Here is a 20857-nt window from a genome sequence, read left to right as displayed (position 1 = left end):
CAGGAGGAATACTAGCCTTTTGCATTAGTTAAAGATCAACCACAAGTAGACACGGTGTTTGCTACGTGCCAGCTAACTGACCAGTTGCGTTTATATCAAAAAGCGTACTAACGAATGAATACGCTGCCAACAAATCGATTAACTGACCCTGGATTTATACGTCATGCCGGGCCATGTAATACGGCCTGAACCAACGGGTTACAACTCACCGATATCTTCGTTCCAAAGCGTCGGCTTGTCGGCAATAAACTGCTCCATCATCGCAATGCATTCCGGCAAATCGAGGTCGATCACTTCGACGCCGTGCTGCTCCATAAACTCCCGTGCACCAGTAAACGTCCGCGACTCCCCCACGATTACTTTCGGGATTTTGAACTGCACAATGGTTCCGGCGCACATGTAGCAGGGCATCAGTGTCGAGTAGATCACCGTATTGCGAAACGATCCTACGCGCCCGGCATTGTTCAGACAGTCCATTTCGCCGTGCAGGATGGGGTTGTCTTCCTGCACCCGCTTGTTGTGGCCCGATGCTACGAGTTCGCCGTTCTTCACCAGCGCCGACCCGATCGGTATTCCACCTTCGGCAAGGCTTTTCTGCGCCTGCCGGATGGCTTCCTGCATAAATTCGTCCATGGTTCTTGGGTTTAGGGTTTAATGTTTAACGTCTAATGGTTAACGTTCATCTGCAACATTAACCGTTAGACGTTAAACATTAACCTAAAAGTTGAAATGTCATCCGATGGTGCGGGGTGGGGCCAAACTGCCGGATGGCGTCGCGGTGGACGGGCGTCGGGTAGCCCGCGTTCTTCGCCCAGCCGTAGGCGGGGTAGGCGCGACCCAACTGCGCCATCAGCTCATCCCGCCAGGTTTTGGCCAGTACCGACGCTGCCGCAATCGACAAATACAGACTGTCGCCTTTGATAATACAGGTGTGCGGTATCAGCGGGTACGGCACAAACCGATTCCCGTCGACCAGCAGGTGCTGCGGCTGGGGGCGGTCTGGGCGGGCAATGAGCTGATCGACGGCCCGGTGCATCGCCAGAAACGACGCCTTCAGAATGTTGATCTTGTCGATATCGGCGGGCGACACCTCGGCAATGGCCCAACTCAGCGCGTCGCGTTCGATGTCGACCCGGATGCGGTCGCGCTGCCGTGGGGTCAACTGCTTGGAATCGGTCAGAATCGGGTGCTGGTAGTCGGGGGGTAGAATAACCGCAGCAGCCACTACCGGCCCGGCCAAACATCCCCGCCCAACCTCGTCCAGTCCCGCTTCGATCAGGCTGGCATTGTAGTGAGGGCGGAGGGTTGTCGGTTTACTGTTCAATGGTTAACGTTTAAGGTTTTGCTGTCTTCCGTATGCATCATTCTACCACGGGGTTTGATGGTGGACGAAGGGCAGACTGAACAGACATCGCTCTGACCTTTACACCCCCGTTCAGCTGCTGGTCTTTCATATGGCCGCACTAACAAGGCCGTGCTCCGCCGGCACAAAATCGCATGTCGACTGATGCGCTGTCGTCATTTGGATACTGCAAAATCAACCGCTGCTTTAGAATGAATTGCAATGGTATCGAAAATTGGAATACTGCAATCGGCCGGTTTAAGTAGTATTGAAAACTCAGCGCTGCCAAATACAACACCTTCTGCTCCGTGGCTTTTTAGCTTATCAATAATCTCAATGTATTTATTTTTTGTCTCTTCTTTAAAAATTCCTTTCGTCAATTCATTAAAAATGGAAGCATGGATATAATCTTTATCAGCTTCGTCGGGAATAATTGTGTTGATGCCGAACTGTGAAAGACGATCGCTAAAAAAGGCATTTTCCATTGTAAATTTTGTTCCAAGGAGAGCAACCTTATTGATTTTTTGGCTAACAATTTCCTTAGCTGTTTCTTCTGCACTGTGAATCAGAGGAATTTTTATTTTTTGGCGGATAGTGTCGGCCACAAGGTGAACTGTGTTGGCGCACATAACGATGCAGTCTGCACCCGCATTCTCAAGCTGTATCGCAACGCCCGATAACATACTTTCAATTGCGTCCCATTCGCCGGCTTCCTGTAATAATCTGAATTCTTCAAAGTCCACCGAAGAAAGAAGAAGTTTGGAAGAATGGGATTTACCAAGCCGTTGATTGGTGAGCTGATTGAGCATCGTATAATAAACGGATGTAGCATACCAGCTAAGTCCGCCAATTAGTCCCAATGTTTTCATGCGTTATTTTATTAAGTGCATCAAAGCGTAACTTTTTTCAAGTAGCCACTCAACATCGGGTGAAACGCAGTGCTTACCCCTCTGTCGCTGCTCAATGGTAAAGATTGAACATCGAATCCTAGTCTTCCAGCACGTTGCCGAAAATGGTTAGTTTCAGCAGCATTACGAGCATAAGAAACGAGATGCCCCAGTACAGATAAATACGGTAGTAATCGCGTACATCTTCGTAAACCCGGATCTGAACAGGTGCTTTTTCCAGCCGGTCGATCTGCCCAAAAACAGCCCGCAGCCGCCGGGCATCCGTGGCCCGGAAGAAACTACCCGTTCCTGTTGTGGCGACAGTTTTTAGGATGCCCTCGTCGGTCGATGTGCCATTGCTCACCGCACGCGCCGACGTGCGTCCAACGGCAATGGTGTACACACGAATGTCGAATGCCCGTGCCAGCCGGGCCGCTGTCAGCGGGTCCAGATTCCCGGCGGTATTGTCGCCGTCGCTCAGCAGAATAATTACCTTACTGCGGGCATTGGCAGGTTTTAGAGAGTCGGCGGGGGCCGTGACTGGGTCGCGCAGGCGGTTGATACAACGGGCCAACGCATCGCCGATCGCCGTTCCCGACGTACGAATCAGCCGGTCGTTCAACTCGCCGACGTACTGTTTCAGCACCACATAATCCGTTGTGAGTGGGCACAGCGTAAACGCTTCTCCAGCGAAGGCCACCAGCCCGATGCGGTCATTTTTTCGCCCGTTGATAAACTGCTGCGCCAGCTTGCGGGCTACGGTCAGCCGGTTGGGCGGCAGGTCGGCGTCGGTCATCGAGGCCGAAACGTCCATTGCCAGCATAATATCGATACCCAGCGATTCTTCTTCGCGCTTTTCGCGTATCAGCTGCGGCCGGGCCAGCGCGATCAGCAACATACTCATCGCCAGAAACATACTCAGCGGCAGCAGATAGCGGAGCCCGCTGAGTAACCACTGCACCAGCGACACCGGCTCGTCATTATCCAGTGTTGCGCGGCCCGACAGTACGAGCCGCTGCCGGGTGTTGCGGTACAGGTACTGCCGCACCAGAAACAGCAGCAAAACAGCCGGAATCAGGTAAAGCGCCAGCGGATGCGCAAAGCGAAACGACTGCCAGACGGCCGGGCTGAACCAGCGAAGCGAGTACCAGGCATCCATATCAGGGTAGTTCGTCGGGTTGGAGTTCGGGTTCGGCCGTGTCGGCCGCGAGAATCTGCTGTCGGCTCCGCACATACGTTTGCTCGGCGACATCGCGTAGCACCCGAAGCGCGCCGGTCGACTGTTCGGAAAACGCGCCACCGTAGATCGTCCGGTCGGTGGTGCGCAACGCGTCGGCCACCCGATCATCGCCGGTCAGGTCCGCAATTTCCGAGGTCGTCAGTGCCGCGTACGCATCGCCTGACAGGCGCTCCATGTACTCTTTCCAGGCCACCGTGACCTGATTAGCCGTATCCGCAATGGTTTCGCTGCTCAGGTTGGTCATGAGCCGGTCGTGTTCGGCCAGGAAGCGGTTATGGCGTCGGCTCAGCTGGTAGAGCCGCCCCTGCTGCCGGAGCCGTTTGCCGAAAAACAGAACGACCACCAATAGGCCCAGTACCAGCAAACCAACAACCTGTAACAGCCGGGGGTAGTTGAACTGCTGCTGCAACGGAGCCAGCTGAACACTAGTCGCCAGCGTCGTTGCGCCGGGGACAGTCACACCGGGTTGCCCCAGCCGTGAACGCAGAAAAACAGTGTCGGGCAGCGCATTAATCAGTGTACAGTCGGCCGGGTTGACAAGCCGGACGGACGGGTGCAGGCTTTGGATGGAATCGACACTGAACGACACCAGCGTATAAACAGCACTGTCGCGGCTGAGCGAACCGGTCGTGAGCGTGGGCGTGATCGCTACCTGCGTCACCCGAAACGGGCGAAACTGGGTTGCCGTATCGGGAAACAGCACGTCGATTCCGGGCGCGTGGTGATACGAAAACACGTACTGAACCGGGCGGCCAATCTCGATACTGTCGGTCAGAAAACGACCCACAGGCAACCCGGCGGGCTGCGGTTGCCCCCGCAGCGACCCGCCCAGCAGGGTCAATCCTATCCACAGCGCAGCGAGTCGATTCATCTACTGATATTTACGCACCCGAAACAGATCGATCAGTTTCGGCACAAAATCGTCCTGTGATTCAAGGGCCAGATAATTGGCGTTGTATTGTCGGCACAGCCGTTCCAGTCCGCGTTGATTACTTTGAAACGACTCGCGCAGCTGCGTCCGAAACGACATCGACGAGGTGTTGACCCAGCTTACCCGGCCCGTTTCAGCGTCGTGGACGGGGATAATTCCCAGCCGGGGCAGGTTTACCTCCCTCTTATCGTAAAGGTGAACAACCACCAAATCGTGCTTGCGGGCCAGTGCTTTCAGGTTGTGCTCGTAACTGGTGTCGATAAAGTCGGAGAGCAGAATCACAACGCTCCGCCGTTTCAGGATATTGAGTGTAAACAGCAGCGCGTCGGCCAGGTTGGTACGCGTCGACTGCGGCACCAGCTTAAACAGACTCGTGATGAGCTGATAGCCCGTTTTCATGGTACTGGCGGGTTTGATGTAGCACTCCTTCTGATCGGAAAAGCAGTACATGCCCACGTGACTGGCTTCGCGAATGGCCGACATCGCCAGCACGCCCGTCACGTCGCGGGTGGTGTCGAGTTTGATACGCTGCCGGGAGCCGACCTGCTGCGACGCACTGACGTCGACCACGAAGAAAACAGTCTGGTCTTTTTCTTCCCGAAACACCTTCACAAACGTGCCGTGCCCCTTCGACGATACGTTCCAGTCGATAGCCCGCACATCGTCGCCGTACTGGTAGGTCCGCAGGTCGCTGAACTCAAGCCCGGTGCCTTTGAAGACCGAGCGAAACGTGCCACGCATCTGCGAATTTACCGCCTTCCGAATCTGAATATCGAAGTAGCGGATCCGGGCCAGAAACTCATCAATCTCCATTCGGCGTTAACAGTAATTAACGGGCGATTCCGAACTTTGCCCGCTGGGATTAGCTTACAAAAGTAAGGCTAAAATACATGTACCGATTCCTCCATACGCAAACCGTCCGGCGCAGCTGGTATCTGCTCAGCCTGCTGCTGGTGCTGGGCTGTGAAGCCCCGGAAGACAAACGGCCCGACGACCTGATTCCGGAAGAGCAGATGGCCAACATTCTGACGCAGGTACACCTGCTCGAAGCGCAGACGAGCCGGTTCAGCCTTGCCTCGACCGATTCGGCGCGCGTGGCCTACAAGCATCAGGAAGCTAAACTTTTCCGGCAGATGAAGGTCGACACGTCGGTTTATTCGCGGAGCTTTATTTTTTATTCGTCGCACCCGAAATACCTCGAACGCATATACCAGCAGGTAGTCGAGCAGTTGCAGAAAAAGACCGGCCAGGGCGATTCGTTGCGAAAATCATGAGCATTGGCATCATTGGCGCGGGCATTTCGGGGCTGACGCTGGCCCATGCGCTGCAAGAGCAGGGCGTCGAGTACCACCTCTGGGAGGCAACCAACCGGGCGGGTGGCTACATCGGCTCGACCCGCGAAACCGGCCCCGACGGGCAGTCGTACCTGCGTGAACTGGGCCCCAACTCGCTGCTGGGCGACAGCGCGCTGCTGCGCTGGATCGACAGCCTTGGCCTGACCCCCGAACTGGTATTCAGCAACGACGTCAGCAAGCACCGCTTCATCTACCGCAACGGGCAGTATCGGCAACTGCCCGGCACCCCGCCCGCCCTGCTGTTCGGTCCGTTTTTCAGCCTGCGTACCAAACTGGCGGCCGCGCGCGAACTGTGGAACAAAACTACCTCGCCCCCCGGCGAAACACTGGGTCAGTTTTTCCGGCGTCGGTTCACTCCCGAAGTAGTCGACTACGCGCTGGGGCCTTTTGTGGCGGGTATCTACGCGGGTGACCCGGAGCGACTGCTGGTGGCCGAAACCTTTCCGTCGTTGCTGACCTACGAGCGCGACTACGGCTCCGTGCTGCGCGGGCTGATCAAAAATCAGGGCAAGACCGAGCGGAAACAATCGTTCAGCTTTCGCAACGGGATGCAAATGCTGACCGATGCGCTGGCGGCATCGCTGACTGGCCTGTCGCTCAACGATCCGGTTAGCCGGGTCGAGCGCCTGCCCGATGGCTGGCTCGTCACGACGCCCTCCGGTTCGACACGTGTCGATCAGCTCGTTGTTGCGACAAGTACGGACGTAGCCGCGCAACTGCTGGCCGATCTGGCCCCGGCCTTGTCTGACGCGCTGGTACAGATCAACTACCCACCCATGACAGCCGTACACACCGCATACAAACGCGCCGATGTACGCCATCCGCTCGACGGCTTTGGGGGATTGAACCCGAAGGTAGAAAGCCGGTTTTCAGCGGGTCATATCTGGAGTAGTTCGGTATTTGCCGGTCGCTGCCCCGACGATGAAGTACTTTTTACGACCTTTGTAGGCGGTCAGCAGTCAGTCGACAACGCGCGGCTGGGCGACGATATCATCCGGCAGCGCGTGCATCAGGAGCTGGTCGACGGTTTCGGCATTCAGGCGCAGGCTCCCGTGTGGCAATCGGTGTTTCGGTGGGAAAAAGCCATTCCGCAGTACGACGCCCGGCTGGCAGCGGTGCGCCAGCAGGTCGACGCGCTCGACTTGCCGAACCTCAGCATCTGCGCCAACTGGTACGGCGGGGTGTCGCTGTCTGACTGTATCGGCAAAGCCCGCTCGCTGGCGACAGCACTGGCGGCTAAACCGCTGGTTAAGAAATTTTAACGGTTATTTCGCACGGAAATTCAGCTTACTGCTGTTAAGTCCGTATAGCCCATAGCTAACTAACAATATACTGCTCCCTCCCGTGAAAGATCGTCTGGTCGTCATCCCCACCTACAACGAAATCGAGAACATCGAAGCCATCATTCGCAAGGTATTCAGTCTGCCGGTTTCGTTTGATCTGCTTATCGTCGACGATGGCTCGCCCGACGGTACGGCACAGCGGGTGCGCGACTTGCAGGACGAATTTGCCGGGCGGCTGTATATGCTCGAACGGCGGGGTAAGCTGGGGCTGGGTACCGCCTACATAGACGGGTTCAAGTGGGCGCTTTCGCGGGGGTATCAGTACCTGTTTGAAATGGACGCCGACTTTTCGCACAACCCCGACGACCTGATTAACCTCTACCAGGCCTGCGCCGACGGCGGTGCCGACGTTGCCGTTGGGTCGCGCTACATTCGGGGTGTCAACGTCGTCAACTGGCCGATGGGGCGCGTACTGATGTCGTACTTCGCCGGTGTTTACGTGCGGTTTATTACCGGCATGAGCATCATGGACCCCACGGCGGGTTTTATCTGCTACCGGCGCGAAGTGCTGGAAATCATCCTGCATAATCCCATCAAATTTGTTGGGTATGCGTTTCAGATCGAGATGAAGTTTACCTGCTGGAAATACGGCTTCCGGCTGGTCGAAGTACCTATTATATTCACTGACCGTACGAGGGGAGTTTCCAAAATGTCGTCCCGCATTTTCAAAGAAGCGGTCTTCGGGGTTATCCAGATGAAGATAAGTAGTTTCTTCCGGCACTACGTCCCCCGCAAGCCCGGAATTACGGCACAGGAGCCGGTCGACGCACTCTAATACATAGTTTCTTATGAAAAAAGCATCCTCAAACGTGGATGCTTTTTTTGTTATTACTTGCAGGTCAGTTATTTAGTTTACTAAAAACCGACGATACTCTACTTGACAGCTATACAGTTGTCACAAACAGCTACTAGTTGATTTTACCTCCGTCTTTTGCTGTTTCTTTATCGGAGATTATAGCTAATATTACTTTTATGTACGGTTGTACAAACAGAAACTACCTCCCTATATGAATGTGACTATGGCCCCCGTTTCGTCGAAGAAACGTCGACGATCAACCATATTGGTTGTTGAGGACAATGCAGATCAGTGGCTTGTCATCAAGTGGGCACTCGAACGGCAATTTTCTGAAGTCAACCCCGTCTGGGTCGCCAATGCTGACGACGCGCTTCTGTACCTGGACAGCTGTGAAGATAACATACAGAAGCTACCCCGGCTCGTGCTGCTCGACCTTTACCTGCCCACGCGCGAAACCGGCTGGCACCTGCTGCAACTGATAAAAACGCACTACCTCTACCGCGAAATTCCGGTTATCACGTTGAGTGCATCGATGGATCAGGAAGACATCACGGAGTCGTACATGCTCCGTAGCAACTCGTACATCATAAAGCCGGGCAGTCTCGACAAATGGGCCGAGTGCATATCGGCGTTTCGCCACTACTGGTGGGATGCCGTTACCCTGCCTAAAACTGCCTAGTATCGATGCGGGGGCGCCGGTTTAGTTCAATCCAGTACGTACAGGTTATTCTCAGCATGTCGGTAAGTTGCTCAAACGACATGGATTTCTGTAGAATTGCACTGGCCCCGGCTTCGTAGCAGGCATCTATATCAGTCTGCTGAACCATGCTGGTCATAACAACCACTGGTACGTGCGGCCACTGATCGGGTTGCCGAATAAATTGCAGCATAGCGAAGCCGTCGCGGCCGGGCAGTTGCAGATCCAGCAGGATCAGGCCGGGCTGGCGTGGTTTCGTTTCGGCGGTAAGCTCGTCGTACAGCTCATCGCCACTGGCAAAAAACCGAACGCTATACTGTGGTAAGAATTGCTGAAATATCTGTTTGATGAGCCCGCGATACTCCGCTGCGTCATCAACAACGTAAACAGTACTGGTCATGGAAGACGTCGAGTTGCTTACCAGCTTGGACTTCCTTGCCCGTATACCGTCACGGCGCGACGTATGTAAACAAACCCAACGGGCCGGTCAGCTTCATTGACCGGCCCGCTTGCTACCGGATGCGTAGGTCCGGGGAAACGTCAGCGTGAACCGTGTGCCCTCGCCCGGCTTGCTATCGATAACCATGTTCCCGTCGAGGAGCTGGCAAAGCTGGCGGATTATGGTCAGGCCAATTCCTTCTCCGCCAGACGCAGACGAAGTCATCGACAGGCCGGGGCCGGTATCGGCAACGCTCAGTTGCCATTGATCGTCGGGACCGGCCTGCCAGTCGACCGTTACGTGGCCCGCCTGCGTGTATTTGATCGCGTTGAGCAGCAGATTCTGCGTGATCCGGTGAATTTTCGTACCGTCGCCCGACACGGGTAAACTGGCGGGTCCGGTTTGTTGCAGCACCAGCCCTTTTTCGGTAGCCATTGGCCGAACGCTGTCGATGAGTGCGCCGAGCAGTTCGGCCACGTCGAAGGCAGCAATCTGCCGCTCTTCCTGACCTGCTTCCAGCCGGGCCACGTCGAGCAGTTCGGTCAGCATCCGGGTCGCCTGCTGCATATTGCGCTGCAACATGGCTAGCATCTGGCTTCGTTCTTCATCGGTATCGGCCATTGTCAGCAAACTGGCCGCGCCCTGGATAATGCCAAAATTACCCCGCAGGTCGTGCGAAGTGCTACGCAGGAGTTCGCCCCGTTCGCGCAACTGCTGACGGAGCTGACCCAGCACCTGCAAGTTTTCGTTGGAGCCTTCCAGCTGATTGAGCAGGTTATGCTGCTGCCGTTCGGCTTCCTTCAGCGTCGTGATATCCTGCCCGGTCAGTACGATTCCGTCGTCGTAGCTTTTCAGCGTAATCAGTATCCATTGCTTCGTATCGGGCGTATACCGCTCTTCGTGAAACGATTTCCCGGCCAGCACCTGCCGTAGTCTTTCCACCGTTTCTTCCTGCCAGAGCGCGCTGCTCAGGTCCGTTACATACCGGCCGGTCAGCGTATCGATAGCGTCGTCGACCAGCCGGGCAAACTCCCGGTTGGCGGTTGCTATCTGAAAATTGACGATGATCTTGTCGTCATTCCGAACGGGCTTAACAAACGCGATGGCCATGTTCGAGCTGTTGAGTACGGCCTGCAAATTAAGAGCCGTCCGCTTGAGCATCTGTTCGGTCTGTTTCAGTTCGGAAACGTCGATAACCAGCCCCACCGAACTTAGCGGTTCACCAGTGTTGCTTTTCTGCATCTGCCCGGTTCCAAGCAGGTAATGGGTGCTGCCATCGGCATGAACGACGCGGTATTCGAGCAGAAACGGCTCTCCGCTCCGTATCGAGGCCTGCGCGTGGTTCATCACGCGCAGCCGGTCGTCGGGGTGAATCCGGTCCATCCAGTCGTCGATGCTCAGTACCGGTTCGTCATTCGTAAAGCCGATAATCTGTCGGCCCCGTTCGTCCCAGACGGTCAGATTATTGCGCCAGTCCCAGTGCCCAAGCCCGGCTTTACTGGCTTCCAGCGTCATCTGCATCAGCTGGTTTGTTTGCATCAGCTGGTTGGTGCGTTCCCGCAACTGCTCTTCGACCTGCTTGGTATTGGTAATATCGAGGATAGACGCCAGCACCCGGTTTTGCATACCCGGCACCCGTTCGGCCCGGTTCAGCAGATAGCGTATCTGGCCATCGGCCCGGATAATCCGACGCACGTAGCTGTACGGCTTACCATCGATCATCGCCTGTCTGATCATCGCCTGAACAGACTCGATATCATCGGGATGCGTAATTGATTCGAGGAACGCCAGCGTCGGCTTAAACTCGGCGTGGTTGTACCCAAAGAATTCCAGCATCTCGTCGGACGGGAACAATTGCCCCGTAACGGTATCGTACTCGTAGGTGCCGATCTGGGAAATGTCCTGTATCTGCTTGAGATGCCGGTTAATCCGCTCCAGGTTGACGTTCAGCGTGCTTAGCTCCGCCGTCCGCTCCTGCACCCGCCGATCCAGCTCCTGATTGGCTTCTTTCTGCACGTGAATGTCGACCAGACTGCCGATGTAGCCGTTGAACTGCCCGTCGGTCGCGTACATGGGCTGGGCATGTTCGACCATCCAGCGGTATTCACCATCGTGCCGACGCAGCCGGTACTCGATCTGAAAAGGCTCCTCTAGGTTGCGGCTGCTCTGGTAAATAGCCTGATAAGCCGCCTGGTCGTCGGCAAACAGACCGTTTTCCCAGCCCGACAGGGTCACTTCCTGCAACGAGCGGCCCGTAAACTGCGACCATACTTTGTTGAGGAAAGTGTACTTGCCCTGAGCGTCCGTCACCCAGATCAGCGTCGGGGCATTGTCAGCAATCTGCCGGAACCAGGCTTCGCGCTCAGCCAGCAGCCGCTGCACCCGTTGCTGCTGCGTAATGTCGTCGATGGCCAGCAGAATCGAATCCTGCTGGCGAACGACCCGCCGGGCATTGAGCGACAGGCGCTTTTCGCCCATTTCAGCCGTGCTGTACGTCAGTTCGAAACCCTGAAACTGCGTGTCCAGCGTAACAATGTCGGTTAGCATCAGTCGTAGCTCGGGAATGTCCCACTGCCGGCTATCGAGTTCGTAAATCAATCGCCGGTCCGTGCTCTCTTCCGTCAGGTTAAACAACCGGTAGAAAGCCGGATTGGCGCTCTTGATCCGCAGGTCGGTGTCAAGCACCAGCGTTGCCTCCCGGATCGTACCGAAAATATCTTCCGCAAACTGGTAGGCCTCCGACAGCTGATCGTTTCGCACCTGCAACTCCTGATTGATCGTCAGCAGCTCTTCATTGGTCGATTCAATCTCTTCCTTGCTGGTTTCGAGTTCTTCGTTGATGCTTTGCAGCTCTTCGTTGCTGCTGATGATTTCTTCGTTGGCCGACTGTAGTTCTTCGTTACTGGCTTCCTGCTCTTCGATAATCGAACGCATATCTTCCCGCAGGGCCGTCAGCTCGGCTTCCAGCTCCTGAATCCGGCGATTGCGGGCGTCGGCATTGCGGGTGTTGGGCACCACGGGCGGGTCGACCTCCTCGAAGATAATCAGGAAAAGGCGCTCCTCAGTGGCGGTATCAAGCGGTACGGCTTCGATATCCACGTAGTACACTTTAGTACGCAGCTTGACTTCCAGCCCGCCTTTTCTGACACGTTCACCCGACTTCTGGGCTTTATTGACGATGTTGCGCAGTTCGAACACCAGCGACGGACGCGCCATCTTGAGCAAATTCAGGCTTGCTTTGCCCGGTGCCGGTTCGAGAAACGCACCTGTTGAGCCACGGAACTGAAGAATTTCCAGATCCTGATTGACGACTACACTCGCCGGTACGAACTGACTCAGCAGTATAGTATCGACGACCTTATCCAGGTCTGCGCTGCTGGACGATGCGATGTGACGCTCAGACGCGTACTCACCTACTTTCGTGACCTGCCGGGGCAGCGACGCCAGCCGCACCATTGTATGTGCGCCATCGACCGGACTAGAGGCCACGGCAAACGTTGTCCGGCTATCGACGTCATTTTTCCGGGCAAATACTTTGTAGTTCTTCTCAAGCTGCGAAAAAAGCGGAGCCGATGTGCCCACCGTTTCCGACTTCCCCATGATCAGATAACCGACGGGATTGAGCGCGTAATGAAACGTAACAATCGCTTTTCGCTGAAATATATTGTCGAGGTAGATCAGCAGATTACGACAGCTAATCAGGTCGAGCCGCGAGAAAGGCGGGTCTTTCAGCAGGTTATGGGGGGCAAATACGCACAGGTCCCGCACATTTTTGTTGATGCGGTACTGATCGTCGACCCTGGTAAAAAACCGCTGAAGTCGCCGGGTCGATACGTTCATCACTTCACCACGGGTGTAACTACCCAGCCGGGCTTTGGCCACCGCCGACTCGCTCAGGTCGGTGGCAAACAGCTGGATTGGGTGTCTCGACGCCCGGTCGCCCATTACCTCCAGCAGCAGTATCGCCAGCGAATAGGCTTCCTGCCCCGTTGAGCAGGCCGGCACCCAGATACGGATCGGTTCGTCGGCTGACTTTTCCCGGACGATCTGCGGCAACAGCACTTTCTGCACGTAATCCATCGTGTCGGCATCCCGAAAAAAGCTCGTTACGTTGATCAGCAGATCGTCGTACAGCTGGGTTAACTCTTCCGGGTGCTGACGCAGGTAGCCGACGTAGTCGTGCAGCGAATCGAGTTTGAAGAGCAGTGTCCGGCGAATAATCCGTCGGCGAATCGTGGTGTTTTTGTAATGACTGAAGTCAACACCGGTGGCCCGGCGCAGTAGCTGGATGATGTTGCGCAAATCTTCTTCCGTCTCCGTAGACAGCGTATTCATCAACTGGTCAGCCAATTCGGGGGCCTGCTCTTCGCGCATAATGGTTTCCCGGAACAGGCCGGTCTGATGGCTCAACCGCTCCAGCTCAGCAGCAATGTCGGCAGGCGACAGAATTTTGTCGACAACGCCTTCCAGAATAGCCGAGCGGGGCATACTCTGATATTGAGCCGTATCATCCTGCGCGAAGGTAATTCCCCCGGCGGCACTGATTGCCCGCAGTCCCAGTATACCATCCGACGCCGTTCCCGATAGCAACACGGCGATGATCCCTTCTTTCTGCCGTTCGGTCAGCGACAGAAAGAACCGGTCTATCGGCATGTAACTACCCGGCTTATTCTGCTTCTCGGTCCGCATAAACACCCCGTCGACTACGTCCAGATCCTCGTCGATGGGTAGCACGTAAAGGTGATTAGGCTCTATCATCAGCAGATGATGAGCTCCCTCGACGGGCATTTGCGTACTCGATGCCAGCAGTTCGATTGGGTTTACGGGGCTCGTCGGGTCGAGGTGTTGTACATACACATAAGCCATTCCGGTGGCCGATGGCAGCTTGGCCAGCAAATCACGCATGGCATCAAGCCCCCCAGCCGATGCGCCAATCGCTACAACAGGTACTGTTGCCGACAGATCAGGTTGACTTAATGAGTTGCTTTTATTCTTTTTTGCCATGTCGGGTAGGCCTTCGGCAAACTAAGAAGCCGAAAAATGGTTTTGATTGGATTGATTAATTCTTCTCTTCTATATAAAAGTATAATTTACCCTTCGCATGGCAAAACGGAATATCGTCGTGATTGGCGCTTCAGCGGGAGGTGTCTTTGCCCTGAAACAGCTGGTCGAAGCCCTGCCCGCTGATTTTCCCGCTTCCATTTTTATTGTCATGCATGTATCGCCCCACTCGCCCAGCATGCTGCCCGCCATTCTGTCGTCGGCTGGCCCACTGCCAGCCGAGCATCCAGCCGACGGGCAGCTTATTCGACCAGGCCGCATATACATAGCTCCTCCCGATCATCATTTGCTGGTCGAGTACGATCAGATCATTGTTAAGAAAGGGCCGAAGGAGAACCGCTTCCGGCCGTCGATCGACGCGCTGTTTCGCTCGGCAGCCTATACCTACGAAGCCCGGGTTATCGGCGTAGTGCTGACGGGTATGCTCGACGATGGTACGTCGGGGATGTGGTCGATCAAGCGGCTCAACGGCATCACTATTGTGCAGCAACCCGACGATGCAGCCTATTCCAGTATGCCCAGCAGCGTTCTTGACTTTGTTGATGTCGACTACAGTGTACCCCTGAACGATATGGCGGCACTGCTCACCCGGCTGGTCACCGAACCCATCCCCGAACCCACGCGGGATGCGTTTCAGGAGCAGGACCGGATGGAGGCCGAGATCAACATTGCGGCTCAGGAAAACGCGTTCGACATTGGCATTCTGAACATGGGCGATTTAACGCCCCTCACCTGTCCGGAGTGCAACGGAGCCCTTGTCAGCATCAAGGAAGGCAAACTAATCCGGTACCGGTGCCACACCGGCCATGCCTACACGGCTAATTCGCTGCTGGCCGAAACGACGAAATCAGTAGAAGAATCGTTCTGGAAAGCGATTCGTAGCCTGGAAGAAACGGTTATCCTGCTCGAACAGTCGGGCAAGCAGTTTGCCGAAGGCGGGAATCAGCAGGCATCAGAACAATTCTTCGCCAAAGCCCGCGAAACCCGCGAACGTGCCCGCTTCGCGCATTCGTTCGCGACTGTTCAGGAGCCGCTCAGCTTTACCGAAGTCACCGACGGCAGCAACCAGCCTACCCCCTGATACGGGCCAGAAACTGACTGTAGCGTTCGGCCGAGACATCGATTTCCAGCCGTTTGTGAGGACTGGTAAACCCGGCCGTAATCGTGATAGCTGACTTGGGTACGTGCAGCTCGCGGGCCAGCAACTCAACCAGATAAGCATTGGCCCGGCCGTCTTGCGCGGGTGCTTTGAGCTTAACAGTAAGCAGCCCGGCAGCATCGATCGTAAACTGATCGATTTTACTGCCGGGCTTTACTTTTAGGGATACAATCACGCGGGCTGACTCAGCTGTCCGGCCAGCACGGCGATACCTTCTTCAAAACTGTGGGGGTCGTAACCCAGTACCGAACGCGACTTATCGAGCGTAAAGCCGGTACGGGGCGGGCGACGGGCCGTTTGCTTGAACGTCGACGCGTCGGCCTGTGCGATCAGCGACTTGTCGAGGTTGAAATAGTCGGCCGTTTTGATCGCCATTTCGTAAGGCGTCAGTACTTCTTTGCCTGAGATGTTGAAGATACCTTCGGCCCGCTGATCGGCGATCAGGTAGCAGCCCATCGCGAGGTCTTCGGCCAGCGTCGGGCTCCGCCACTGATCCGTCACAACCTTAATGTTTTTACCATCTTCCAGCGACTTCTTCACCCACAGGATGATGTTGCTGCGGCTCATATCGTGGGCAATGCCGTAGACCAGTACCGTGCGGGCGATGGCCCACTTGATATCGGCGTGGCGCACAACGCTTTCGGCCGCCAGCTTACTCCAGCCGTAGAAGCTAATAGGGTTGCCTTCAGCCGTTTCGTCGTAGGGACCAGCCGTACCGTCGAAGATAAAATCGGTGGATACGTGCACCAGAAATGCGCCCGTTTCCCGGCAGGCGTCGACCAGCGATTCGGTAGCCGTTACGTTCTGCGCCCAGCAGTCGTCTTTCTGCAATTCACACTTATCCACATCCGTCATGGCCGCAGTGTGGATAACTACGTCCGGCCGTACTGAACAAACCACATCCAGCACTTGTTGCCGGTCGGTAATGTCCATGGGCTGATAGGTATACCCGGCATCGTAAGGCAACCGGTTTTCGCCACGCGCCGTAGCAATCAGGTCAACGTCAGGCGTTTGCGTCAGCAGACCAACCAGCTTCTGACCAAGCAGACCGTTGGAGCCGGTCAGTAGAATGCGTTTTTTCATAATGTGGCAACGCGCTATGGCGCTGAATTTCAGACCGGTTTTGGCCTACTGTTGGTATGAATACCCGTATTTTTTGCTAATTTTTTTCTTACGAACCCAGTTTCCGTCCATCCGCATGTGGATATCTGTTTTGGGCCGATTCCGCTCATCGCGAGGCTGTTTGGCGATACTATCGACAACAGACAGGCCATCAATAACCTGGCCGAAGACGGTGTAGTTGCCATCGAGGTGTGGGGTACCGCCCAGCGTCTTGTAAACCTGCTGCTGTTCGGGTGTCGGGACGTGGCCCTGATTGCTTTTTATCCGCTCGATCTGTTTTTGCAAACCGGCATCGTCCCAAACGCGCCCCTGTACGATGTAAAACTGACAGCCGCTCGACGCTTTCGCCGGGTTGTTATCCCGCGCAGCGGCCAGCACGCCTTTTTTATGAAACAGGGACGGGACGAATTCCGCCGGGATCGTATAGCCGACATCACCGTTACCCAGCGAAGCCCCTGCCACCGCCGTGCGCGATTCGGGGTCGCCCCCCTGCACCATAAACGACTCGATGATCCGGTGAAACAGCAGGCCGTCGTAAAAGTGCTGATCGACCAGTTTGATAAAGTTGGCTTTGTGCTTCGGTGTCTGATCGTACAGCACCAGCGTCATCGGCCCGTAATCGGTCGTGACAGACACGAGGTAGTCTTTCTTTTTCCGGTTTTGCGCCGTAGCACCCAACGACAGCAGGCAGCAAACCAGCAGGCAGTAACTACGCATGGAAAGGCTCATAGGTATGGTCACAGTTCAACCCGGTTGGTGAACACATCTTTCAACCGCTGATCGTGAGTCACCACAATCAGACTGGCCCCGATCTGCTCCGACTGTTCGCGCAGCAATCGAACCACCCGATCGGTATTGTCGTCATCTAGGCTCGACGTCGGCTCGTCGGCCAGGATTACGCTGGGCTGATTCATCATGGCGCGGGCGATGCTGACGCGCTGCTGCTCACCCTGACTCATCTGGTTGGTTTTCTTCTGCAACTGCCCATCGAACCCCAGCTGACCGGCCAGCTCGGTCGCCCGTTTCTTATCCTGCGGTTTCCCCGCCAGGTAATTCGCCATCAGCAAATTATCGAGAACAGACAGCGAACTGACGAAATGCGGTTTCTGGTAGATGATACCCAGATGCTGGGCGCGGAAAGTGGCCGTTTGCGCGGGGCTAAGGGTGGTCAGGTCGGTATTGTCGATCGTGACAGAGCCACTCTTGGGAGTGAGCAGTAGGGCCAGCAGATGCAGAAAAGTGGTTTTTCCGGTCCCGGACCGCCCCAGGATCAACAGGGCTTCCCGGTTGGCACAGCGTACGTCGGGAAAGGCGAATCGCTTGTCAGAAGTGTACGCGAACGTAAGTTGATTGGTTGCCAGCATCGGCCGCTTCGGTTGACTGCCGACAAAAATAGGCAAAAGTTGTAATTTGCCCCCGTCAGAGTTTTTTCGACAGGATTACAGGATTTCTGCTTCGTGGTGCCAACACATTAACAACTAGCTTCGCTGTAGACTATGCAACAACCCAGTACTGCCAGGCAGCGACCCTAAAAATCCTGTAATCCTGTCAATAACCCCTTTTTCAGTGAAACGTATTGCCATTTTTGCATCGGGTTCGGGGTCAAACGCCGAGAAAATTGCGGATTATTTTGCCGGTTCTGCCGACGTATCCATTGAGTTGATCGTGTCGAACAACCCCAAAGCGGGTGTTATCGACCGGGCGCGCCGGTACCATATTCCGGTGGTCCTCTTCGACCGTACCACCTTTTACCAGACCGACCATATTACCCGCCTGTTGCAGCAACAAAACATCGATCTGATCGTGCTGGCTGGGTTCATGTGGCTGATGCCCGGCGGACTGGTACAGGCCTTCCCCGACCGAATCGTCAATATCCACCCGGCTCTGTTGCCCAAGTTTGGCGGCAAAGGCATGTACGGGCATTTCGTGCATGAAGCCGTGGTAGCCGCCGGAGAAACCGAGTCGGGCATTACGATTCACTTTGTCAATGAGCATTACGACGAAGGCGCACCCATTTTTCAGGCTCGTTGCCCGGTTACGCCCACCGATACCCCCGACGACGTCGCCCGGAAGGTACAGGTACTTGAACATGAGCATTACCCGCGCGTCGTCGCCGACGTGTTGGCCACCCTACCCGATCGAACCGCATGAAAACCGTCTGCCTGCTTCTACTGACCGCGTGTTTGTCGGGCTGCTTTCCGGCCCGGCTGTACATCAAAAACACCCCTGTCTTTCCGGTCGACGTGTTTTACGATAATCAGCGACCCGAGCGGCCGTTCGAGCCGATCCGCGATCTGGAAGTCAGCGAAGAAACGCCGGTGCGGGATGGGCAGCTGGTGAATAAACGGCTGCTGAAGCGCGGCAATGATATGCAGGACAAAGAGTTACTGCTGGCCCGCCTGACGTTGCAGGCCAAGAAGCTGGGGGCCAACGCGCTGGTTGGCGTCAAGTACACCTACTACACCAATGCCACCGATAACGGCTACAGCATGCGCGGGCTGGCCGTTCGCTACCGCGACGAGCAACCAGCACAAAACTAAAAACGGGTCGGAACGCTGCTGACAGCATTCCGACCCGTTTTGTATGACTTAGCTATGCGCTATTTAACTTCTTCGTAATCCACGTAGTCGCCACCCTTGAACGGGGCATCGCCTTTCGGGGGTTTGTTGTCCACCCGAATTTCACCTTCCCGCCGACGCTCAACATTGTTCGCCTGTTTCTGCTGATTAACCAGTTGCCGACCCACCAGCAGGTAAAAAACAAACCGGCGAACAGGTGGAACAAACAGAATGATGAGCGTGATAATGAACAGGTATTTGAACAGCATGATCGGGTGTCGTTGATAGGCTATAAACGCCGGGACCGACGGATTAGTTTGTCTTACTGCCCGTACAAGGCTTTTCCGGCCGCTTCATACTTATCACCCGCCGACCATTGGGGCCGGGCAGTTCGGTTGGCAATCAGGCGGGCCGCGTGGGCATAGGCTTCGCAGAACCGGTAGACGTAGTTCATGTCGAGCGATTCGGGATTATCGATAGCCTGATGGTAATACTTGCCGATGGCTTCGTCGAAGGTTTTGAAGCCCGGTGAGAAGGTCGGTGCCGGAATACCTTTAGCGGCAAACGCGACGTTGTCGGAGCGGTCGAACAACCCCTGTTCGGGGGCCGGTTCGGCGAAAACGCCCAGCCCGGCAGCCTTTGCAGCGGCTTCGATTTCCGCCTTTGCCCCGGTCCGTTCCAGCCCGATTACCGATACCAGCGTAGTGTCGTTGTAGCCCGCGCCGTCGGTATTCAGGTCGAAGATGGTTTGCTTCAGCGGAACCAGTGGATGACTGGCATAGTAGGTGCTGCCAAGCAAACCGACTTCTTCACCCGTCAGCGCCAGCACCAGCACCGAGCGTTTGGGTCGCTGCTGACTCAGGGCTTTAGCTGCCGACAGGATAGCCACCGTACCAAAAGCATTGTCGCGTGCACCGTTGAAAATGCTGTCGCTGGGCTCGTAGGCACTACCGCCCTGCTTGCCGACACCCACATGGTCGAAGTGGGCCGACAGAATGACGTATTCGTTTTTCAGGGCCGGGTCGGTGCCTTCGATGATACCGGCGACGTTGGCCGTTGCCACTGTCGTCTGCGCGCGCCCCGACGTTTTAAGCGTTACGGCCTGCCCGGTCTGCTTCAGCTGCTTATACTGATTGTTGGCGTTGTTGATCCACAGGTGGGTGACGGGCGCTGTACTTTTCTCCGAAACGGGCAGGTTGACCTGCTCACGGCTGAAATACTGGTTGACAAACCCCCACGGAATCGACTCGCTGTAGAGTTCAAGTACAGCCGCTGCGCCTTTCTGTGCAGCCAGCTTGCGCTTCTCGCTGGCCGCCCGGAAGATTTCGCGCGGACTTTTAGCGTCTGGCGAACCACCCTGCACCACCACGATCCGGCCTTTCACGTCCTGACCTTTGTAGCCGTCTTCGCCATCGGTCAGGCCGTAGCCCGCGTAAATGATGTTGCCGGACAGACTGGTTGGCCCACCCGCCATCACAACGAGTTCTTTCCCCAGTCGGAGCGTGTCGGTACCAATCAGCAGCATTGCCGACTGGGCTGCCCCAATTTTGTCGAGCGAAAACGGCTGTAGATAATTGCCCTGATCGCCGGCTGGTTTCAGGCCCATCGCCCGGTATTGCTCAGCGATATAGCGCGCTGCGACAGCATTACCGGGTTCACCCGTCCGCCGACCCATCAGTTCGTCCGAAGCCAGAAACCGTATCTGTGCCTCAATTTCGGCCTGTGAAATCGCCAGTTCGGGCCGACCGGGTAACGGCAAAACGGTCGTACCAATTTTCGTACGCGGCTTTTTACCGGCGGGTGGCGTCTGCGCGGATGCGCCAGTCAGCACCAGCGCAGTCAGCGCGACGGAGAGAAGATGCTTCATTTCGAGTTTTTGAGTTGTAAAGTTGTAGAGTCGTAAAGTTATAAAGTTGGCTGACGCCGG

Annotated in this window: 21 protein-coding genes; 7 read left to right on the top strand and 14 right to left on the bottom strand. The window is 55.8% G+C overall.

What is annotated here, in order from left to right:
- Positions 1–198: 198 nt before the first annotated feature.
- The 6 genes from HH216_RS06870 to HH216_RS06845 form a co-directional block, all read right to left on the bottom strand.
- Entirely contained in the window at positions 199–633 is a 435-nt protein-coding gene (locus HH216_RS06870; protein ID WP_169550118.1) for a nucleoside deaminase, read from the bottom strand.
- A 79-nt stretch (positions 634–712) separates the two neighbouring features.
- Positions 713–1324 carry a ribonuclease HII gene (locus tag HH216_RS06865; RefSeq protein ID WP_169550117.1) on the bottom strand — a complete coding sequence of 204 codons (612 nt, stop codon included), beginning with the start codon at positions 1322–1324 and terminating at the stop codon, positions 713–715.
- A gap of 194 nt (positions 1325–1518) precedes the next feature.
- Positions 1519–2211 carry an aspartate/glutamate racemase family protein gene (locus tag HH216_RS06860; RefSeq protein WP_169550116.1) on the bottom strand — a complete coding sequence of 231 codons (693 nt, stop codon included), beginning with the start codon at positions 2209–2211 and terminating at the stop codon, positions 1519–1521.
- A gap of 118 nt (positions 2212–2329) precedes the next feature.
- Positions 2330–3388, bottom strand: coding sequence for a VWA domain-containing protein (locus tag HH216_RS06855; RefSeq protein WP_169550115.1), 1059 nt, complete (start codon positions 3386–3388; stop codon positions 2330–2332).
- A 1-nt stretch (position 3389) separates the two neighbouring features.
- Positions 3390–4340 carry a hypothetical protein gene (locus HH216_RS06850; protein ID WP_169550114.1) on the bottom strand — a complete coding sequence of 317 codons (951 nt, stop codon included), beginning with the start codon at positions 4338–4340 and terminating at the stop codon, positions 3390–3392.
- Entirely contained in the window at positions 4341–5207 is an 867-nt protein-coding gene (locus HH216_RS06845) for a DUF58 domain-containing protein (protein WP_169553289.1), read from the bottom strand.
- Between the two features lie 83 nt (positions 5208–5290).
- On the opposite strand from HH216_RS06845, the gene HH216_RS06840 reads away from it, so the two are divergent.
- The 4 genes from HH216_RS06840 to HH216_RS06825 all read left to right on the top strand — a co-directional run bounded on the left by HH216_RS06840 (position 5291) and on the right by HH216_RS06825 (position 8573).
- Entirely contained in the window at positions 5291–5674 is a 384-nt protein-coding gene (locus HH216_RS06840) for a DUF4296 domain-containing protein (protein ID WP_169550113.1), read from the top strand.
- The gene (gene hemG / locus HH216_RS06835) at positions 5671–7017 is read left to right on the top strand and encodes a protoporphyrinogen oxidase (RefSeq protein WP_169550112.1); all 1347 of its coding nucleotides are present in this window, start codon (positions 5671–5673) and stop codon (positions 7015–7017) included. Before HH216_RS06840 ends, hemG begins: the two co-directional genes overlap by 4 nt.
- An 82-nt stretch (positions 7018–7099) precedes the next feature.
- A complete protein-coding gene (locus HH216_RS06830) occupies positions 7100–7873 on the top strand; it encodes a polyprenol monophosphomannose synthase (RefSeq protein ID WP_169550111.1) in 774 nt (257 codons plus the stop codon).
- 232 nt (positions 7874–8105) lie between these two features.
- Positions 8106–8573 (top strand): response regulator, encoded by a 468-nt coding sequence (locus HH216_RS06825; protein ID WP_169550110.1) that lies wholly within the window; start codon positions 8106–8108, stop codon positions 8571–8573.
- Here HH216_RS06825 and HH216_RS06820 read toward each other — a convergent pair.
- Positions 8560–8991: a response regulator gene (locus HH216_RS06820; protein WP_169550109.1), complete on the bottom strand. Its 432-nt coding sequence runs from the start codon at positions 8989–8991 to the stop codon at positions 8560–8562. The genes HH216_RS06825 and HH216_RS06820 overlap by 14 nt on opposite strands.
- Before the next feature lie 93 nt (positions 8992–9084).
- Entirely contained in the window at positions 9085–14034 is a 4950-nt protein-coding gene (locus tag HH216_RS06815; protein WP_169550108.1) for a CheR family methyltransferase, read from the bottom strand.
- Positions 14035–14131: 97 nt separating this feature from the next.
- On the opposite strand from HH216_RS06815, the gene HH216_RS06810 reads away from it, so the two are divergent.
- Positions 14132–15172 carry a chemotaxis protein CheB gene (locus HH216_RS06810; RefSeq protein ID WP_169550107.1) on the top strand — a complete coding sequence of 347 codons (1041 nt, stop codon included), beginning with the start codon at positions 14132–14134 and terminating at the stop codon, positions 15170–15172.
- Here the strand turns inward: HH216_RS06810 and HH216_RS06805 are convergent.
- Genes HH216_RS06805 through HH216_RS06790 form a run of 4 tightly spaced genes read right to left on the bottom strand, consistent with a single transcriptional unit; the run spans position 15162 to position 17736 of the window.
- Complete coding sequence (locus HH216_RS06805) at positions 15162–15425, bottom strand: DUF167 domain-containing protein (RefSeq protein WP_169550106.1); 264 nt, start codon at positions 15423–15425, stop codon at positions 15162–15164. The two genes, HH216_RS06810 and HH216_RS06805, sit on opposite strands and share 11 nt — an antisense overlap.
- Positions 15422–16333, bottom strand: a complete 912-nt coding sequence (locus tag HH216_RS06800) for an SDR family oxidoreductase (protein WP_169550105.1) — start codon at positions 16331–16333, stop codon at positions 15422–15424. The genes HH216_RS06805 and HH216_RS06800 overlap by 4 nt, the downstream gene beginning before the upstream one ends.
- A 45-nt stretch (positions 16334–16378) precedes the next feature.
- Entirely contained in the window at positions 16379–17101 is a 723-nt protein-coding gene (locus HH216_RS06795; protein WP_254448714.1) for a peptidylprolyl isomerase, read from the bottom strand.
- 8 nt (positions 17102–17109) lie between these two features.
- Positions 17110–17736, bottom strand: a complete 627-nt coding sequence (locus HH216_RS06790) for an ABC transporter ATP-binding protein (protein ID WP_169550104.1) — start codon at positions 17734–17736, stop codon at positions 17110–17112.
- 202 nt (positions 17737–17938) lie between these two features.
- Between HH216_RS06790 and purN the strand changes: the two genes are divergently transcribed.
- Together purN and HH216_RS06780 are read left to right on the top strand one after the other, a co-directional pair.
- Complete coding sequence (purN, locus tag HH216_RS06785; RefSeq protein WP_169550103.1) at positions 17939–18523, top strand: phosphoribosylglycinamide formyltransferase; 585 nt, start codon at positions 17939–17941, stop codon at positions 18521–18523.
- On the top strand, positions 18520–18912 hold the full coding sequence (locus HH216_RS06780; RefSeq protein ID WP_169550102.1) for a hypothetical protein: 393 nt from the start codon (positions 18520–18522) through the stop codon (positions 18910–18912). Before purN ends, HH216_RS06780 begins: the two co-directional genes overlap by 4 nt.
- A 59-nt stretch (positions 18913–18971) precedes the next feature.
- Here HH216_RS06780 and HH216_RS06775 read toward each other — a convergent pair whose 3' ends face one another.
- A complete protein-coding gene (locus HH216_RS06775) occupies positions 18972–19199 on the bottom strand; it encodes a DUF4834 domain-containing protein (protein ID WP_169550101.1) in 228 nt (75 codons plus the stop codon).
- A 53-nt stretch (positions 19200–19252) separates the two neighbouring features.
- Positions 19253–20797, bottom strand: coding sequence for a M28 family peptidase (locus HH216_RS06770; protein WP_169550100.1), 1545 nt, complete (start codon positions 20795–20797; stop codon positions 19253–19255).
- Between the last annotated feature and the right edge of the window lie 60 nt (positions 20798–20857).

This window comes from Spirosoma rhododendri, from assembly GCF_012849055.1.
Classification (GTDB): domain Bacteria; phylum Bacteroidota; class Bacteroidia; order Cytophagales; family Spirosomataceae; genus Spirosoma; species Spirosoma rhododendri.
This window is presented reverse-complemented; position numbering and strand designations above follow the sequence as displayed.

Excerpts from the sequence above, each read along its gene's own strand:
- HH216_RS06780 (WP_169550102.1), top strand. The coding sequence starts at position 18,520 with ATGAAAACCGTCTGCCTGCTTCTACTGACCGCGTGTTTGTCGGGCTGC.
- HH216_RS06860 (WP_169550116.1), bottom strand. The coding sequence starts at position 2,211 with ATGAAAACATTGGGACTAATTGGCGGACTTAGCTGGTATGCTACATCC.
- HH216_RS06870 (WP_169550118.1), bottom strand. The coding sequence starts at position 633 with ATGGACGAATTTATGCAGGAAGCCATCCGGCAGGCGCAGAAAAGCCTT.
- HH216_RS06825 (WP_169550110.1), top strand. The coding sequence starts at position 8,106 with ATGAATGTGACTATGGCCCCCGTTTCGTCGAAGAAACGTCGACGATCA.
- HH216_RS06795 (WP_254448714.1), bottom strand. The coding sequence starts at position 17,101 with ATGAGCCTTTCCATGCGTAGTTACTGCCTGCTGGTTTGCTGCCTGCTG.
- HH216_RS06815 (WP_169550108.1), bottom strand. The coding sequence starts at position 14,034 with ATGGCAAAAAAGAATAAAAGCAACTCATTAAGTCAACCTGATCTGTCG.
- HH216_RS06840 (WP_169550113.1), top strand. The coding sequence starts at position 5,291 with ATGTACCGATTCCTCCATACGCAAACCGTCCGGCGCAGCTGGTATCTG.
- hemG (WP_169550112.1), top strand. The coding sequence starts at position 5,671 with ATGAGCATTGGCATCATTGGCGCGGGCATTTCGGGGCTGACGCTGGCC.
- HH216_RS06810 (WP_169550107.1), top strand. The coding sequence starts at position 14,132 with ATGGCAAAACGGAATATCGTCGTGATTGGCGCTTCAGCGGGAGGTGTC.
- HH216_RS06770 (WP_169550100.1), bottom strand. The coding sequence starts at position 20,797 with ATGAAGCATCTTCTCTCCGTCGCGCTGACTGCGCTGGTGCTGACTGGC.
- HH216_RS06855 (WP_169550115.1), bottom strand. The coding sequence starts at position 3,388 with ATGGATGCCTGGTACTCGCTTCGCTGGTTCAGCCCGGCCGTCTGGCAG.
- HH216_RS06775 (WP_169550101.1), bottom strand. The coding sequence starts at position 19,199 with ATGCTGTTCAAATACCTGTTCATTATCACGCTCATCATTCTGTTTGTT.
- HH216_RS06850 (WP_169550114.1), bottom strand. The coding sequence starts at position 4,340 with ATGAATCGACTCGCTGCGCTGTGGATAGGATTGACCCTGCTGGGCGGG.
- HH216_RS06820 (WP_169550109.1), bottom strand. The coding sequence starts at position 8,991 with ATGACCAGTACTGTTTACGTTGTTGATGACGCAGCGGAGTATCGCGGG.
- HH216_RS06800 (WP_169550105.1), bottom strand. The coding sequence starts at position 16,333 with ATGAAAAAACGCATTCTACTGACCGGCTCCAACGGTCTGCTTGGTCAG.
- HH216_RS06790 (WP_169550104.1), bottom strand. The coding sequence starts at position 17,736 with ATGCTGGCAACCAATCAACTTACGTTCGCGTACACTTCTGACAAGCGA.